General features: G+C 60.8%; 19 protein-coding genes. 12 read left to right on the top strand and 7 right to left on the bottom strand.

What is annotated here, in order from left to right:
• The first annotated feature begins 67 nt into the window (after positions 1-67).
• The 6 genes from ACVWSC_RS10510 to ACVWSC_RS10485 all read left to right on the top strand — a co-directional run bounded on the left by ACVWSC_RS10510 (position 68) and on the right by ACVWSC_RS10485 (position 4,456).
• Positions 68-832 carry a methyl-accepting chemotaxis protein gene (locus ACVWSC_RS10510; RefSeq protein ID WP_442114287.1) on the top strand — a complete coding sequence of 255 codons (765 nt, stop codon included), beginning with the start codon at positions 68-70 and terminating at the stop codon, positions 830-832.
• Between the two features lie 205 nt (positions 833-1,037).
• Positions 1,038-2,192 carry an amine dehydrogenase large subunit gene (locus ACVWSC_RS10505; RefSeq protein ID WP_442113573.1) on the top strand — a complete coding sequence of 385 codons (1,155 nt, stop codon included), beginning with the start codon at positions 1,038-1,040 and terminating at the stop codon, positions 2,190-2,192.
• 13 nt (positions 2,193-2,205) lie between these two features.
• Positions 2,206-2,745, top strand: coding sequence for a MauE/DoxX family redox-associated membrane protein (locus ACVWSC_RS10500; protein WP_442113572.1), 540 nt, complete (start codon positions 2,206-2,208; stop codon positions 2,743-2,745).
• A 3-nt stretch (positions 2,746-2,748) separates the two neighbouring features.
• Positions 2,749-3,378 carry a methylamine dehydrogenase accessory protein MauD gene (gene mauD / locus ACVWSC_RS10495; RefSeq protein WP_442113571.1) on the top strand — a complete coding sequence of 210 codons (630 nt, stop codon included), beginning with the start codon at positions 2,749-2,751 and terminating at the stop codon, positions 3,376-3,378.
• 21 nt (positions 3,379-3,399) lie between these two features.
• The gene (locus ACVWSC_RS10490) at positions 3,400-3,921 is read left to right on the top strand and encodes a methylamine dehydrogenase light chain (protein ID WP_442113570.1); all 522 of its coding nucleotides are present in this window, start codon (positions 3,400-3,402) and stop codon (positions 3,919-3,921) included.
• A gap of 13 nt (positions 3,922-3,934) precedes the next feature.
• A complete protein-coding gene (locus tag ACVWSC_RS10485) occupies positions 3,935-4,456 on the top strand; it encodes a cytochrome C (RefSeq protein ID WP_442113569.1) in 522 nt (173 codons plus the stop codon).
• A 23-nt stretch (positions 4,457-4,479) separates the two neighbouring features.
• Here ACVWSC_RS10485 and ACVWSC_RS10480 read toward each other — a convergent pair whose 3' ends face one another.
• From ACVWSC_RS10480 to ACVWSC_RS10455, 6 genes are all read right to left on the bottom strand, one after another.
• The gene (locus tag ACVWSC_RS10480) at positions 4,480-4,845 is read right to left on the bottom strand and encodes a hypothetical protein (protein ID WP_442113568.1); all 366 of its coding nucleotides are present in this window, start codon (positions 4,843-4,845) and stop codon (positions 4,480-4,482) included.
• A complete protein-coding gene (locus tag ACVWSC_RS10475) occupies positions 4,793-5,578 on the bottom strand; it encodes a transporter substrate-binding domain-containing protein (protein ID WP_442113567.1) in 786 nt (261 codons plus the stop codon). Before ACVWSC_RS10475 ends, ACVWSC_RS10480 begins: the two co-directional genes overlap by 53 nt.
• 64 nt (positions 5,579-5,642) lie before the next feature.
• Positions 5,643-5,996: a RidA family protein gene (locus ACVWSC_RS10470; protein WP_442113566.1), complete on the bottom strand. Its 354-nt coding sequence runs from the start codon at positions 5,994-5,996 to the stop codon at positions 5,643-5,645.
• Positions 5,997-6,008: 12 nt separating this feature from the next.
• The gene (locus ACVWSC_RS10465; RefSeq protein WP_442113565.1) at positions 6,009-7,397 is read right to left on the bottom strand and encodes an FAD-dependent oxidoreductase; all 1,389 of its coding nucleotides are present in this window, start codon (positions 7,395-7,397) and stop codon (positions 6,009-6,011) included.
• Positions 7,387-7,728 carry a (2Fe-2S)-binding protein gene (locus ACVWSC_RS10460; protein WP_442113564.1) on the bottom strand — a complete coding sequence of 114 codons (342 nt, stop codon included), beginning with the start codon at positions 7,726-7,728 and terminating at the stop codon, positions 7,387-7,389. Before ACVWSC_RS10460 ends, ACVWSC_RS10465 begins: the two co-directional genes overlap by 11 nt.
• A complete protein-coding gene (locus ACVWSC_RS10455; protein WP_442113563.1) occupies positions 7,718-8,842 on the bottom strand; it encodes an NAD(P)/FAD-dependent oxidoreductase in 1,125 nt (374 codons plus the stop codon). The genes ACVWSC_RS10460 and ACVWSC_RS10455 overlap by 11 nt, the downstream gene beginning before the upstream one ends.
• A 155-nt stretch (positions 8,843-8,997) precedes the next feature.
• Between ACVWSC_RS10455 and ACVWSC_RS10450 the strand changes: the two genes are divergently transcribed.
• Entirely contained in the window at positions 8,998-9,897 is a 900-nt protein-coding gene (locus ACVWSC_RS10450; RefSeq protein WP_442113562.1) for a LysR substrate-binding domain-containing protein, read from the top strand.
• Between the two features lie 109 nt (positions 9,898-10,006).
• Here ACVWSC_RS10450 and ACVWSC_RS10445 read toward each other — a convergent pair whose 3' ends face one another.
• On the bottom strand, positions 10,007-10,906 hold the full coding sequence (locus ACVWSC_RS10445; RefSeq protein ID WP_442113561.1) for a LysR substrate-binding domain-containing protein: 900 nt from the start codon (positions 10,904-10,906) through the stop codon (positions 10,007-10,009).
• 104 nt (positions 10,907-11,010) lie between these two features.
• Here ACVWSC_RS10445 and ACVWSC_RS10440 point away from each other — a divergent pair, with 104 nt between their 5' ends.
• The 5 genes from ACVWSC_RS10440 to ACVWSC_RS10420 all read left to right on the top strand — a co-directional run bounded on the left by ACVWSC_RS10440 (position 11,011) and on the right by ACVWSC_RS10420 (position 14,313).
• Positions 11,011-11,982 (top strand): DMT family transporter, encoded by a 972-nt coding sequence (locus ACVWSC_RS10440; RefSeq protein ID WP_442113560.1) that lies wholly within the window; start codon positions 11,011-11,013, stop codon positions 11,980-11,982.
• Between the two features lie 106 nt (positions 11,983-12,088).
• Positions 12,089-12,841: a carbonic anhydrase gene (locus ACVWSC_RS10435; RefSeq protein ID WP_442113559.1), complete on the top strand. Its 753-nt coding sequence runs from the start codon at positions 12,089-12,091 to the stop codon at positions 12,839-12,841.
• A gap of 75 nt (positions 12,842-12,916) precedes the next feature.
• Entirely contained in the window at positions 12,917-13,396 is a 480-nt protein-coding gene (locus tag ACVWSC_RS10430) for a VOC family protein (RefSeq protein ID WP_442113558.1), read from the top strand.
• A 51-nt stretch (positions 13,397-13,447) separates the two neighbouring features.
• Positions 13,448-13,759, top strand: coding sequence for a chorismate mutase (locus ACVWSC_RS10425; protein ID WP_442113557.1), 312 nt, complete (start codon positions 13,448-13,450; stop codon positions 13,757-13,759).
• On the top strand, positions 13,756-14,313 hold the full coding sequence (locus tag ACVWSC_RS10420; RefSeq protein WP_442113556.1) for a nucleotidyltransferase family protein: 558 nt from the start codon (positions 13,756-13,758) through the stop codon (positions 14,311-14,313). Before ACVWSC_RS10425 ends, ACVWSC_RS10420 begins: the two co-directional genes overlap by 4 nt.
• Positions 14,314-14,337 lie beyond the last annotated feature (24 nt).

Raw genomic sequence — 14,337 nt, 5'->3', positions numbered from 1 at the left:
AGTGTCTTCGGCCACACGCCAGCTCAACGAGGTAGCCACTCAGGTGGTCAACGCGTCCAACTCGTCGATGGCCAACTCCGACGAACAGGCCAGCCGCACCAACAGCGTCGCCGCCGCGATCAACCAGCTCGGCGCGGCCGCCCAGGAAATAGCGCGCAACGCCGCCGACGCCTCGCATCAGGCCTCTGACGTACGCCAGCTCGCCGAAGAAGGCAGCCAGGTATTGGCCAGAACCATCGCCTCGATGCACCAGCTGTCGAGCAAAATCAGCGCCTCCAGCAGCACGATCGAAACGCTCAACAGCAAGACCGTCGACATCGGTCAGATCCTTGAAGTGATCAAGGCCATTTCTGCACAGACCAACCTGCTCGCCCTCAACGCCGCCATCGAGGCAGCACGGGCCGGTGAAGCCGGGCGCGGCTTTGCCGTGGTCGCCGACGAGGTGCGTAGCCTGGCCTATCGCACACAAACTTCGGCACAGGAAATCCAGAGCATGATCGAGGGCCTGCAGGTGGATGCCCGCGACTCGGTCACGACCATGAGCGAAAGCCAGTGCCACAGTGCCGACAGCGTGGTAATCGCCAATCAGGCCGGTGATCGCCTCGGCAGCGTGACCCAGCGTATTGGTGATATTGATGGAATGAACCAGTCGGTCGCCACCGCCACCGAAGAACAAACCTCGGTGATCGAGGCCCTGAACATGGATATCACCGAAATCAACCTCCTCAACCAGGAAGGCGTGGAAAACCTCAACGCCACCCTGCGTGCCTGCGCCGACCTGGAACAGCAGGCCGCCCGCCTCAAGCACCTGGTGGACAGTTTCCGCATTTGAGGCACCTTCCCCGCTGTGCAGTCCGCAGCCCCTGCCCGCCCGGCCAACGGCCAGTGACAGGCAGCGGTTGCGGACTGGCACAGGCACACAACGGGTTGGCAGACACAGCAATGTCCCCTGCACGCCCTCAGGGCAGACTAGGCCAGTGAACCCTGTCGATGCCTTCGCGACCCGCTAAATCCAATAATTAAGGGAGCCCCCCCTGATGCGAATAACCAGGATCCTTGCTCAAACCACACTGGCTCTTGGTGTGTCACTCGCCGGCCTGCACACCGCCCTGGCCGAGTTGCCCGCCGACACCGGCATCGGCCAGACCGTGCTGCCCTCGCCGCCTTCGCCGCACCGCGCCTACATGATCGACGTTGAGTTCGACAGTTTCGTCGCCGGTCGCGTGATCGTGATTGACCCGGATCAGAAGCGTTTCCTCGGCATGGTCAGCACCGGCTTCGCCGCGCCCTCAACCCTGAGCCGTGACGGCAAGCTGCTGTACAGCGCTGACATCTTCTATTCGCGCGGCACCCGTGGCACCCGCACCGACGTGCTGACCGCATGGAACACCTCGACGCTGTCGCCGGACTGGGAAGTGCAGATTCCTTCCAAACGCTCTGAATCGCTGACGCAGCGTTTCGGCCTGTCCACCAGCGCCGACGACCGTTTCGTCTATATCTACAACTTCACCCCCTCGACCTCGATCACCGTGGTCGACGCCCAAGCCAAGGCTGTGGTCGGCGAAATCGCCATTCCCGGCTGCGTGCTCAGCTACCCGGTGGGCAAACGCCGCATCGCCTCGCTGTGCGGCGACGGCAGCATCCAGCTGCTGACCCTCGGCGACGACGGCAAGGAAACCGCCCGTACCCAGACCAAGTTCTTCGACCCGAACGCGGAGAAACTGGTCGAGCGTGCGGTGAACGTCGGTGACACTTTCTACTTCACCAGCACCACCGGCACTGTGCACACCCTCGACCTGTCTGGCCAGGAAGCGAAGATCCTGCCGACCTGGTCACTGGTCAGCGATGAAGAACGCAAGGCTGGTTGGGCGCCGGGTGGCTGGCAGCTGATGGCGGTGGCGCCGAAACTCGACCGCCTGTATGTGCTGATGCACGACGCCCACGAAGCGATGAAGTGGGAAGACCCGAGCAACACCATCTGGGCCTTCGACCTGAAAACCCAGAAGAAGATCGCCACCCTGAGCACTGAAGGCGCGCCGATCTGGAGCCTGCAGGCTACCAGCGATGCCAACCCGCTGCTGCTGGGCATCAACGTCGGCGGCGGCATGGATATCTTCGACCTCAAGAGCAACAAACACACCGGCACCATGGAAAAGCTGCATAAAACCGCCACGCAGATTCTCAGTCACTGAGCGAGGTGAGCCCATGCTTATCGACCCGATCTACATTCTCGCCAGCGCGATCACCGTTGCGGTGATCCTGGCCAGCGCCGCGACCCACAAAGTCCGCGCGCCGGCCCGCTTCGCTGGGCAACTGGAAGACTACCAGTTGCTGCCGAAGGTGCTGCTCAAGCTGATTGCCCGTGGCCTGCCGCTGGTGGAAATCGGCGTGGCGTTCGCCTTGCTGGTTCCGGCCAGCCGGCCGAGCGCTGCGCTGCTGGCCGCCGCCTTGCTGGCGCTGTACGCCGCCGCCATCGGCATCAACCTGTGGCGTGGCCGCGCCGACATCGACTGCGGCTGCTCCGGCCCCGATCAGGCGCAACCGCTGCGCCCGGTGCTGCTGGCCCGTAACAGCGTGCTGGTGGCGCTGGCGCTGGTTGCCGGCATTGCCCCACAGGCCCGCGATCTTGGCTTTTTCGACGGCTTCGTGGTGATCGCCGCGAGCACCGTTCTGCTGCTTGTTTACGCTGCTGCCGAAGGCCTGCTGGCCAACGGCCCTCGTCTGTTCAAACTTATTGGAAGGTGAATTATGGAAGGCTTGATCGTCTCCAACATCCTGCTCTGGGCGCTGCTGATCGCCTTGTCTTTCGCCGTCATGGGCCTGGTCCGTCAGATCGGTGTACTGCACTCGCGTCTGGCCCCGGCCGGCGCGCTGATGGTCGACAAAGGCGTCGCGGTCAACGAACCGGCGCCACAAGTCACCGCCGCTGACCGCAACGGCCGCCCGGTCAACTTCGGCTACGCCGGTGAGAAAGCCCAACTGCTGTTCTTCCTCTCGCCAACCTGCCCGATCTGCAAATCGCTGCTGCCAGCGATCAAGTCGATTGCCAAAGACCAGGCCAACCGCCTCGACGTGGTGTTCGTCAGTGACGGCGACATGGACGCTCAGCAAAAGCTGATCCAGGAACACAAACTCGAAGACGCCACCTACGTGGTCGGCCCGGAAATCGGCATGACCTACCAGATCGGCAAGCTGCCTTATGCCGCGCTGATCGACCAGCACGGTGTGCTGCGTGCCAAAGGCCTGGTCAACTCCCGTGAACACCTCGACAGCCTGTTCGAAGCCGAGCACCTGGGCAGCGCCACCCTGCAGCAGTACCTGCACGGTCATGACCACGCGCATGCGCATGATCACAGCACGCCCCACTCCCACGCATAACGATAACGAAAGGAGAGCCCCATGAAACTCCTCGACCGCCTGTTCGAGCGCTCCGCCCGCCACGTCGCCGACACCACCTCGCGACGCAAACTACTCGGCCGCCTCGGCTCGCTGATGATTGCCGGTGCCGCCCTGCCCGTGCTGTTGCCGATCGACCGTACCAGCAAGGCACTGGCCGCCGACAAGCCGATGGCAGGTGACCCGGGAGATCCGAACAGCTGCGACTACTGGCGTTATTGCTCGGTCGACGGCTTTCTGTGCTCCTGCTGCGGCGGTAGCGTGAACGCCTGCCCACCTGGCACCGAAGCCTCCCAGGTCACCTGGATCGGCACCTGCCGCAACCCGGCCGATGGCAAGGACTACATCATTTCCTATAACGACTGCTGCGGTAAGCACAGCTGCAACCAGTGCGCCTGTACCCGCAACGACAGTGAGGAGCCGGCCTATCGCCCGTTCAACAACAACGACGTGAACTGGTGCCTGGCGGCCAAATCGCACATCTACCATTGCACCGTGTCGATCATCCGCGGCGTCGCGATCTGAGATGGCCCGGACCATGCGCTCATTACTGATCGTCGGTCTGACCTGCGCCCTGGCAGCCCCGCTTGCCATGGCGCGCGCCATCCCCAATCCGAACCAGAAGCACGCCCCGGGCAACGAGGCCGTGCAAACGCCGATCGCCGAGGCGGGCTACAGCAACGCGGTGAACTACCAGTTGCAATGCGCGGGCTGCCACCTTGGCGACGGCAGCGGCTCCCGGGCCAATGATGTGCCGCGCATGAAGGACTTCGTTGGCAACTTCCTCAAGGTTGACGGTGGACGAGAGTTCCTCGTGCGGGTGCCGGGCATGGCTCAGTCGGCACTCAACGATGAACAACTGGCCATGCTCATCAACTGGCTGATGCGCAAAGACGGCATTGCTGGCAGCAGCCTGCCCGAACACTACCAACCCTACACCGGCGAGGAAGTGGCCGCGGTGCGGCGCCAGTCGTTGCTCAACGTGCCCACGGTGCGCGGCGGCCTGATCACCCAGATGCGCGCCAAAGGCATCGCGATCGAAGACGGCATGAGTTACTGAGCCCGCTCCTACCAAGTGCTGGCTTACTGCAGGGCCAAAGGCGTAAGCGCCTTTGGCCAGCTTCGTTCTGCAAAGCCCTCCAGGCACAGGGTAGCGTCGTGCTCGATCCAGCACACATACGCCCCACCCTTGGCCAATGAGGGGTACTTGAATGTTTTGCTGATTTCCCTTGAGGCGCTGACGATTTTGCCCGGCAGTGTGCATTTGATGATTGAATAGAAACCCGTTGTGGTGAGTTCACGCGCCTGCACCACAAAGTGTTCACGCTCAACACACCACCCTGCCAGACAAGACTCATCATCAAACAAGTACTTCAACGCTTGCAGCTCGACCTCATCAAGGCGTGCCGGAAATGTCGTACTGGAAGTATTTTTTGCGAATCGCATCATAAGTCCCATCCGCATGAATAGCTGCCAATGCCTGGTTCAACTCGGTAGCCAAAGGATCCTTTTTACGTACGGCAATACCTGCGCCCGTGCCAAAGTACTTTTCTTCGGTAAAGGGCTCGCCAACGAATTGATAGTCTGCGCCACCCGATACTTTCAACAGCCCTTCCTCGATGGCAACCGAGCCTGCCAGGGCCGCATCCAGACGCCCGGAGAGCAGGTCCAGGAACACCTCGTTCTGGCTGCCGTATTTGACGATCTGCGCCCCTGACGACTCGAAGCGCTCGGTTGCGTAGCGGTCAAAGTTGGTGGCGCGCTGCACACCGATGCGTTTGCCGGCCAAATCAGCGGGAACCTGGGTGATGCCGCTATCTTTGCGGGTGACCACGCGGGCGGGCAGACGGTAATAGCTGGTGGTGAAATCGACCGATTTCAGCCGTTCTTCGGTAATAGACACCGATGAGATAGCGGCATCGATTTTTCGAACCTTCAGCGATGGAATCAAGCCATCAAATTCTATTTCGATCCACTTGCACTTCGCCTGCAGCTTGGCACACAACGCTTCGCCGATGTCATAGTCAAAGCCGACCAGCTTGTTGTCAGGGGTTTTATAGGCGAACGGCGGGTACGCCGCTTCAATGCCAATGCGCAGCTCTCGTTCACTGGCATGGGCATTCGTGAACAGCGCAAACACCGACAGCCAAGCCACCACCGAAAGACCCGTTTTCAATTTCATACATTGCTCCAGAACGCTTTATTTTTATCAGTACATTGAGCTGTTGAAATGCAGCAACTATTGATTACTGCGCCGCCACCGCAACGATTTCGATGCGGATATTGTCGTCATCAAACGAAACGCCTGCGGTTGCACGCGCAGGTTCTGCTCCGGGGGCTACCCACTGGCTCCACTCATCGTTCATTCCGGCAAAATCGCCGACCATGTCTTTCAACCAGATTTGCACGTTCAACAGTCGCGACTTCGACGTCCCGGCCGTTTCCAGCAGCTCGTCCAGGCGCGCCAGCACTTGCCGGGTCTGGCCTGCGATGTCTTCATTGAAATCCGTCGCGACAATCCCGCTCAGCCATACCAGCCCGTTGTGTGTAACGGCCCGGCTAAGGCGCGGGGTTCTTTGCAGCCGTTCGATTGTGCTCATGACAACTCCTGATCAGCCAAGGGTGGATTCACTGGCCAGTTGACCGAGGGTCACTGGCTTGATCGGCGGGCGGATGCGGTAGTAGCCAACACTCGCCGCCGGTACGTTGCGTTGATCGGCAATGATTTGCGTCACGGTCAGGCCACACAGCCGACCCTGGCAGGGGCCCATGCCGCAACGGCCAAAGGCTTTGGTTTGATTCGGGCCCTGACACCCCAGCTCGACATAGCGGCGCACTTCGCCGGCCGTCACTTCCTCACAGCGACAGACGATGACCTCGTCGGCAGGAATGCGGGTTTGCACCAGGGGGCGATAAATCGCATCGATCAGTGGCCGCGCTGCCAGGTGGCGACTCAAAGCAGCCTGCAGCGGCTGTGCCTGACGCTCGAACAGGTCGGTACTCAGGCGCTGCAACTGTTGCGCAACCGCCAGCGCAGCCAACCGTCCTTGCAGCGCCGCCGCCAAGGCGCCGCTGATAGCCCCGCCGTCACCGGCGATGAACACCCCTGGCAGGCTGGTTTCGCCCCAGCGATCGCGGGTTGCCTGCCAGCACAACTGGGCTTCATTCCACTGGTGCTCCAGGCGCAAAGACCAACTGATCTGCGTATTGGGAACCACACCTTGGTGCAGCAGAATCAGTTCGGCTTCGATACGCTGCTCGCCACTGGCATTCACGAACGACAGCGCTTGTGCACGCGCCTGCCCTTCAATCCGCAATGCGTGTGCACCGCGATAGTGTTTAACGCCGGCACGACGCAAACGGTTGAGCAGCGACAGCCCTTTGAGCAGGTCTGGCCAGCCTTTAAGTGCGCGCGGTACGTGCTTCCAGGCGCGCAACATATCCGCGCGGGTCGAGGTGTCGACCAGTGCTGCGACGTTCGCACCGGCATTGAGGTATTGCACCGCCAGCAGATACAGCAACGGCCCACACCCAGCCAGCACCACCGGTTTAGCCGGCAACAGTGCGGCGTTTTTCAGCAGGATCTGCCCGGCGCCGGCCGTCATCACCCCTGGCAATGTCCAGCCCGGCACCGGCATTGGCCGTTCATAGGCCCCGGTGGCGATCAGCAAGCATCGGGGCTTGATCACGTAGGCCTGGCCGTCGAGCACGTAGTGCGTGTGCTTATGCTCATCAACCAACCAGACTGACGCGCCCTTGATGTAGCGGGCGCCAGAGGCCAGAAATTCATCGGCCAGACGCAGACCGTCTTCATAGTCAGGTCCGAGCACGGCGCGTTGAGACGCATCGGTGTGCTGGACATTGCGATAGATTTGCCCGCCCGGCGCGGGCTGCTCATCGAGCACCGTCACCGACAAGCCATGGCGCATCGCTTGCACCGCGGCACTCATGCCTGCCGGGCCTGCACCAATGATCAACAGGTCGACCGTATCAGCACTCATTGTCGCTACCCTCATTCATTGCACCGGCTGGCACAGCACGCGCACCGTGTTGGCTGAATACCCGCATCCCGCTCTGCACGGTGATCATGCAGGCCTGACAATTCGGCACGCCGTCGACCTCCACCAGGCATTCGAAACACACGCCCATCAGGCAATACGGCGCACGGGGGCTGTCGCTGACCGGCGTGCGGCGGCAGTTTCTGACACCGCTGACCAGCAGTGCCGCCGCTAACGAGATCCCGGCGGGCACCGACACGCGCTGGCCATCAAACTCAATATCACTCACCCCCTGCTCACGCGGCAGCTGGGTAAAAAGGCTGTCAGCTGACATGTGCAAGGTCCTGTGCAGGGGAAAAACGACTGAGGGTGAAGGCGCTCACTTGCGCAACAGGCTCGGTCCCGGCAATCCAGCGAGCCAGTTTCAAGGCATGCGCCGCCGCCAGGGTCACGCCGCTGTGGCAAGACACCAGGTAACAGCCGGGCGCGTTGTCCAGCTCTTCATAGATTGGTGCGCCATCCGGACTCAGAACGCGCAAGGCGCCCCAGGCGCGGACCAAGCGGACGTTTTCCAGTAACGGGAAGCAGGTGACGGCACGGGCGGCAATGAGTGCCATGACCGAGGCGCTGGTGCGGTCATCGAGCCCCACACGCTCCGCCGAATCGCCCAGTTGAACCGTGCCTTCATCGGTCTGGCGCACATAAGTGGTCGGATGATGGAGAAACGCCTGCATCCGTTCGGTAATCAGAATCTGTCCGCGGCTCGACTCAATCGGCACCTGATGCCCAAGCATCGCGGCAAGCGGCTTGTTGCCAAGCCCGGCGGCCAGCACCAAACGCGCAGACGTGGCTGGCCCCTCATTGGTCTCAATCCTGTAACCGCTCGCCAGCGGGCTGATGCCAGTGACCTTGCGTCCGTTGAGAATCTGTACCCCCCGCCGCTTGCAGGCGGCGTGCAAGGCATGGAGCAATTTCAGCGGATTGACGTGGCCATCCATCGGCGAGTAGCAAGCACCGACCACGCCTGAGCCAACGCCAGGCAGACGCTTGCGCAGCTCTGCGCCCTCAAGCACATCGAAGGGATACTCCCCCCCCTGCGCCGTCTGAATCGAGCGCAGCATGTGGACCTCTTCAGCCAGTTCCGCATCGGAAAGGCACAGCTGAAAGCCACCAGGTTGCTTGAGATGAACCTCAATGCCAGTGTCGGCCAGCAGCATGGCCGCCAGCTCCGGCCACAGCGCCACGGACGCGCGCGTCCAACCGGTATAGGGCGCCATTTTGTAACCCTTGCCCTGCACCCAGAGCAGACCGAAATTGCCACGCGAAGCCCTGAACGCAGTGTCGCCTTCATCCAGCACTTGGACGCTTAGCCCCTGCCTTGAAAGGCCGTAGGCGATGGCCATACCCACCAGACCGCCACCGACAACGGTGAAATCACATTTTTGCATAAGGCCTGCTTCATCTGCTTCCGGGTCAGCAAGACATCTGCAGATGCCGGAAATCGGGATAGAACGTTTGTTTTTTCAGATGCTAGGGCGCTTATGCTGCGCTGAAAAATGCTTTATTTTGGGTAAGCCATGTCTTTTTGTTATGGAGTCCTTGAGTGAACCTTCGTCAGCTGGAAGCCTTTCGTGCGGTGATGCTCGGCCAGACCGTGACGCGCGCCGCCGAAATGCTGCATATCTCGCAGCCTGCCGCCACGCGGCTGATCCTGTCGCTGGAAGAAAACATCGGCTTTGCGCTGTTCGAACGCACCAAGGGCCGCTTGCAACCCACCGCAGAAGCCCTGGTGCTGTATGAGGAAGTCCAGCGCTCGTTGCTCGGTGTCGAGCGCATCGCACGCACCGCGCGAGAGATCGCCAACCTCACCCGAGGCTCATTGCAGATTGCCTGCGTTCCGGCATTGGGGTTGTCGTTCATGCCACGCGCGATCAATGCCTTTTTGCAGACCCATGAACAGGCGCAGGTCAGCCTGGTGGTGCAGTCGTCGCGAGAAGTCGTCGACGCCATCGTCGGCGAACGCTGCGACATAGGCTTCATCGCCCAACCCAACGCCTACGCCAGCCCTTGGGGTGAGAAGCTCATTACCTCGTATCTGCTCTGCGCACTGCCGGTTGCGCATCGCCTGGCGGCCAAGGAGGTGATCGTTCCGGAAGACCTGGAAGGCGAGGCGTTCATCTCGTTCCCGCAAACGGTGGCGTCTCGGCAACACATCGATGCCATCTTTGCCGCGCACGCGGTAGAGCGTCAGTTGAATGTGGAAACCCAGCTGTCCACGGCGATGTGCAAGTTTGTCGAGCAAGGGACTGGGGTAGCCCTGGTGGATGTCATCAGCGCCCGGGAGTATCAGGGACAGGGTATTGTCTTCAGACGCTTTGAACCGGCCATTGAAATGGACTTCGCCATGTTGTTGCCGCCACAGAAAAAAATGTCGAAGTTTCATGAGCGCTTTGTCCAGCACATCAAGGCGTTCGTCGCTAACGAACGTCTGACCCGCTGGTGAAATCAACACACTGACATTCCATGAAAAAGGACTTTCCCTTGAACAAGAAACAACGCGGCGAGTTCAGACGGTGCCAACGGCCTATTTGAAGCAATAGCCGCAGGTTGTGTCAGGTCGGCCGCTGTTGCTCATCCGACAAGAAGCTCACCAACTGACGACCATGCGTACTCAGCGACTCCCAGCCCTTGATGCACAGGCGCAGCTCAAGCGTTGCCCAGCGCTCTTCGAGCAATACCATGCGTACCGGTAGCTCCTGTTCCATACGCAGCGCCGTGGTTTGCGGCAGCATGGCGATGCCGGCACGCTGGGCAACCAGTTGGGCGATGGCTTCGAAGCTGGGGGCGCGCACGCGTATCTGCAACGGCATCGCCAGTTTCATCGCCCGCTCTTCGACAAAACGCTGCATGGCCCGCTCGGCCGGCATGCCGATGAAGGGATAGCCCAAGGCGTCACGCAGCTGCGTGTGTTCGCGTTCCGCCAGCGGGTGACCGGTGGGCACCAGCATCACCAGGCGTTCGCTGCGAAATGGCAACGACAACACCCCATCGCTGATGACGCTGCCGTCATACACACCGATTTCGCATTCACCCGTGAGCACTGCACGCATGACGTCTGCGCTTCTGTACTCGGTCAGTTGCAAATCCACTTCCGGGTAATCGGCCAGGAACGCGCCCAGCACGGCGGGCAACAGGCTGCTGGTGGTGACGGTGGTGGCGGCCAGGCGCAAAGTAATACGGCGCCGACCGGTCAGCTCTTTGAGGGTGTCGTTGAGCTTCTGTGCCTCGCCCAGCACGCTGCTCGCCGCTTCCAGCACCAGGCGGCCGGCCGGCGTCAGTTGCATGCCGTCGGCTTTGCGGGTGAATACTGCAAAACCGCAGCGCTCCTCGAACAGGCGCAGGCGGGTGCTGGCGGCGGAGACCGCGACCGGAATGCTGGCAGCGGCCTTGCTCAGGCTGCCGGAGGTGGAGATCGCAACCAGCAGGCGCAAATCGGCGAGATCAAAGTGCACAGGGCTTCTCTTTTGGCGAAGGCTTCGTTCTGATAAATGCGATTCTGCGCCAACTGCCTTCACTTTAGAATAACGCCAGTCTATTCCCCTCTATTGAGCTGCTGATGAATACATTACGTGGGTTGCTCCAGCGCTGCGTGCACAACGGCAGCCTGTTTGCGGTGTTGTCGGCGTTGGGTTTCAGCTTCAAGGCGATTTTCGTCAAGTTGTCGTATGCGGCCAGCCAGGTCGATGCGATTACCCTGCTGGCGATGCGCATGGGCTTGGCGCTGCCGCTGTTTGCCTGGCTGGTATGGGCCAGCCGCGACCCGAAAAGTGCGCCACTGAGCCTCGGCGATGGCCTGCGAGTAATGCTCTTGGGGTTGTTCGGCTATTACTTGGCGAGCCTGTTCGATTTCTATGGGCTGCAGTACATCAGCGCCGGGCTGGAACGCCTGATTCTGTTTACCTACCCCACACTGGTGCTGGTGTTCCAGGCCATTGCACTGCGTGAGCGCCCTACCCCGCGCACCCTGTTGGCGATGGGCTTGTGCTATTTGGGCCTGGGCATCGCCTTTGTGCACGACGTCAGTGTCGCCGGGCTGGGTGGGCAGGTGGTGCTCGGCGCTGCCTGGGTGTTCGCCAGTGCGGTCACCTACGCCCTGTATTACTCAGGCACCGGGGTCATGCTCAAGCGTATGAGCTCGATGCGCCTGGCAGGGTTGGCAGGCGGTGCTTCTTCGCTGATGGTGCTGACGCACTATGTGCTGGTCGCCGATTTCACCCGGGTTGCGCAGTTGCCGGGATCAGTCTGGCTGTATGCCGCGCTGATGGCTGTGTTTTCGACCGTGTTGCCGATCTATTGGGTGGCCTTGGCGATTCAACGCATGGGCGCCACCCACACCGCGGCGATCGGTAATCTGGGGCCGGTACTCACGGTGCTGGCATCCTGGGCCTTGCTCAGTGAGGAGGTATCGGTCTACCAGATGATCGGCCTGGCCTTGGTGCTGTTCGGGGTTTCACGGTTGAAACCGGCTTCGGCAAAAACGTCGGCCCAAGCAGGTGATCAGCCCGTCAGCGCGGCACAAAAAACATAGTGGCAGCGCTCTACTAAACTTCAGGGTCCCGGTGCGGCGAGCGCATCAACGCACCGGGTTCCCAACAGTAGTTACTCCCACCGAGTTGACCTGAGTACACACCATCATGTGTAAATCATGCGATTCAACTTCCTCATCCAATACAACCGACCGTCGTGGATTTCTTCGTATCGCAGGGATTGGCACCAGCGCCTTGCTGCTGGCCGGCGCGCTGCCTGACCGGCTTGCCTTGGCTGCGGAGAAAACCTCAACGCCCCCTAAACCCCAGAACGCGATCAACCCCGACCAGGCGTTGCAGCGTTTGCTTGCTGGTAATGAGCGCTACGTAAGCGGCAACTCAGACACCCACGATTTCAAGGATGAGCGCGAAGCCTTGGTCTCCGGGCAGAACCCGTTCGTCGCGGTGCTCAGTTGCTCCGACTCACGGATCGCGCCGGAGTATGCCTTCGACACGGCACGCGGTGATCTTTTCGCCATCCGCGTGGCCGGCAATTTTGTCACCGACGAAGGCCTGGCCAGCCTGGAATACGCCGTGGCAGTGCTCGGCGCGCCGTTGATTCTAGTGCTGGGCCATGAGAGCTGTGGCGCTGTCGATGCCGGGATCAAAGCGTTGAAAGATCACACCGTATTCCCCGGGCACATCCCGAAACTGACCGAGGCGCTCAAACCCTCTATCGAAAAGGTGGTCAACCAACCCGGCGATCTGCTGGCAAACGCCACGGCTCAAAGCGTCAAAGACTCGGTGCAGCGCCTTAAAGGCGCTACGCCGCTGATCACCGATGCGCTGGGCAAAGGCACCCTGAAAATAGTCGGCGGTGTCTATCGTCTGGCTACCGGTAAAGTCGAGCTGATTGCCTGAAGCTGAACACGGGCAAGGAGGCCCATTTGCCAGCGACTACACTGACAGTCCCCGTCCCGACTGCGGAGACTGACCATGACCAGCAAGAACACCATTTGCCTGTGGTTCGAGGGTGACGCCCTGGACGCGGCAACTTTTTACGCTCAAACCTTCCCGGACAGCGCCGTGGTGGCGGTGCACCCTGCCCCTGGCGACTACCCTTCAGGCAAGCAAGGCGATGTATTGACCGTAGAGTTCACGGTCATGGGCATTCCCTGCCTGGGCCTGAACGGCGGGCCAGTGTTCAAACACAGCGAAGCCTTCTCCTTTCAGGTCGCGACCGATGATCAAGCCGAAACCGATCGCTTATGGAATGCCATCGTCGGCAACGGTGGCGAAGAAAGTGTCTGTGGTTGGTGCAAGGACAAGTGGGGCCTGTCCTGGCAGATCACACCACGGGCACTGACGGCGGCTATCACCCATCCTGACAAAGCTGCGGCCAAGCGCGCGTTCGAAGCGATGATGGAGATGGGCAAGATCGATATTGCCGGGATTGAAGCAGCGTTGAAGGGTTGATCCGGGTAGCATGGCGGCTGCATTGCCCCACACACTCAGGAGAGGTTTCACATGGACGTACAGTGCAAATCCATTGACGAGGTGCGCCAGCACATCGACTGCATCGACCGCGACCTGGTCGTCTTGCTGGCCCGTCGTGGTCATCTGGTGAACCAGGCCGCCTCCTTCAAGCGCAGCAGCGCCGATGTCCGCGCCCCGGCCCGGGTCGAGCAGGTGATCGCCAAGGTGCGGGGTATCGCCGTGCAAACCGGCGCCAATCCGCAGGTAGTTGAACGGGTGTACCGGGCGATGATCGAGGCCTTCATCGAAGAGGAACTCAAGACCCACGCCGCGCTGACTGGCAGTCAAGGAAACCCTGCATGACACTGACCGCCGAAGGCCTGCTCAGCATTGCCATGAGCAACCCGATAAACGCCGAGCTTACTGCACGTCTGCCAGCGTTGGGCGTGGACCAGTGCCTGCTCACTGCGGGCTGCCTGTTTCAGGCAGTGTGGAACCATCAGGCGCAATTGCCCACGGCGTGGGGCATCAAGGATTACGACGTTTTTTACTTCGACAATGACTTGTCCTGGGAAGCCGAGAACGAGGTGATTCAGGCGGCGCAAAAGCTGTTTCAAGACCTTGAGGTGAATATCGAGGTCAAGAACCAGGCGCGCGTGCACCTTTGGTACACAGCGCGTTTTGGTCGGCCTTATCCGCAGTTGCTTTCGGCCAGGGATGGCGTTGATCGTTACCTGATTGCCGGTACCTGTATCGGGTTGGATGTTGCCAGTGGCGAGGTGTATGCGCCGTATGGCCTGGAAGACATTGAACACGGACTGTTGCGCATCAACCCGAAAAACCCGCAGCCGGATCTGTTTGAGCAAAAAGCCAAAAGTTACCAGTCCCGTTGGCCCTGGCTAAAGATCTCGCCGTAGGCGCGGGCTTGACCCGCGAAGCGA

This window comes from Pseudomonas sp. NUPR-002, from assembly GCF_056322725.1.
This window is presented reverse-complemented; position numbering and strand designations above follow the sequence as displayed.

What these genes read in the sequence shown, in the direction of transcription:
- ACVWSC_RS10510 (WP_442114287.1), top strand. Translation starts at nt 68, where the DNA reads ATGGCCAACTCCGACGAACAGGCCAGCCGCACCAACAGCGTCGCCGCC.
- ACVWSC_RS10505 (WP_442113573.1), top strand. Translation starts at nt 1,038, where the DNA reads ATGCGAATAACCAGGATCCTTGCTCAAACCACACTGGCTCTTGGTGTG.
- ACVWSC_RS10500 (WP_442113572.1), top strand. Translation starts at nt 2,206, where the DNA reads ATGCTTATCGACCCGATCTACATTCTCGCCAGCGCGATCACCGTTGCG.
- mauD (WP_442113571.1), top strand. Translation starts at nt 2,749, where the DNA reads ATGGAAGGCTTGATCGTCTCCAACATCCTGCTCTGGGCGCTGCTGATC.
- ACVWSC_RS10490 (WP_442113570.1), top strand. Translation starts at nt 3,400, where the DNA reads ATGAAACTCCTCGACCGCCTGTTCGAGCGCTCCGCCCGCCACGTCGCC.
- ACVWSC_RS10485 (WP_442113569.1), top strand. Translation starts at nt 3,935, where the DNA reads ATGCGCTCATTACTGATCGTCGGTCTGACCTGCGCCCTGGCAGCCCCG.
- ACVWSC_RS10480 (WP_442113568.1), bottom strand. Translation starts at nt 4,845, where the DNA reads ATGATGCGATTCGCAAAAAATACTTCCAGTACGACATTTCCGGCACGC.
- ACVWSC_RS10475 (WP_442113567.1), bottom strand. Translation starts at nt 5,578, where the DNA reads ATGAAATTGAAAACGGGTCTTTCGGTGGTGGCTTGGCTGTCGGTGTTT.
- ACVWSC_RS10470 (WP_442113566.1), bottom strand. Translation starts at nt 5,996, where the DNA reads ATGAGCACAATCGAACGGCTGCAAAGAACCCCGCGCCTTAGCCGGGCC.
- ACVWSC_RS10465 (WP_442113565.1), bottom strand. Translation starts at nt 7,397, where the DNA reads ATGAGTGCTGATACGGTCGACCTGTTGATCATTGGTGCAGGCCCGGCA.
- ACVWSC_RS10460 (WP_442113564.1), bottom strand. Translation starts at nt 7,728, where the DNA reads ATGTCAGCTGACAGCCTTTTTACCCAGCTGCCGCGTGAGCAGGGGGTG.
- ACVWSC_RS10455 (WP_442113563.1), bottom strand. Translation starts at nt 8,842, where the DNA reads ATGCAAAAATGTGATTTCACCGTTGTCGGTGGCGGTCTGGTGGGTATG.
- ACVWSC_RS10440 (WP_442113560.1), top strand. Translation starts at nt 11,011, where the DNA reads ATGAATACATTACGTGGGTTGCTCCAGCGCTGCGTGCACAACGGCAGC.
- ACVWSC_RS10435 (WP_442113559.1), top strand. Translation starts at nt 12,089, where the DNA reads ATGTGTAAATCATGCGATTCAACTTCCTCATCCAATACAACCGACCGT.
- ACVWSC_RS10430 (WP_442113558.1), top strand. Translation starts at nt 12,917, where the DNA reads ATGACCAGCAAGAACACCATTTGCCTGTGGTTCGAGGGTGACGCCCTG.
- ACVWSC_RS10425 (WP_442113557.1), top strand. Translation starts at nt 13,448, where the DNA reads ATGGACGTACAGTGCAAATCCATTGACGAGGTGCGCCAGCACATCGAC.
- ACVWSC_RS10420 (WP_442113556.1), top strand. Translation starts at nt 13,756, where the DNA reads ATGACACTGACCGCCGAAGGCCTGCTCAGCATTGCCATGAGCAACCCG.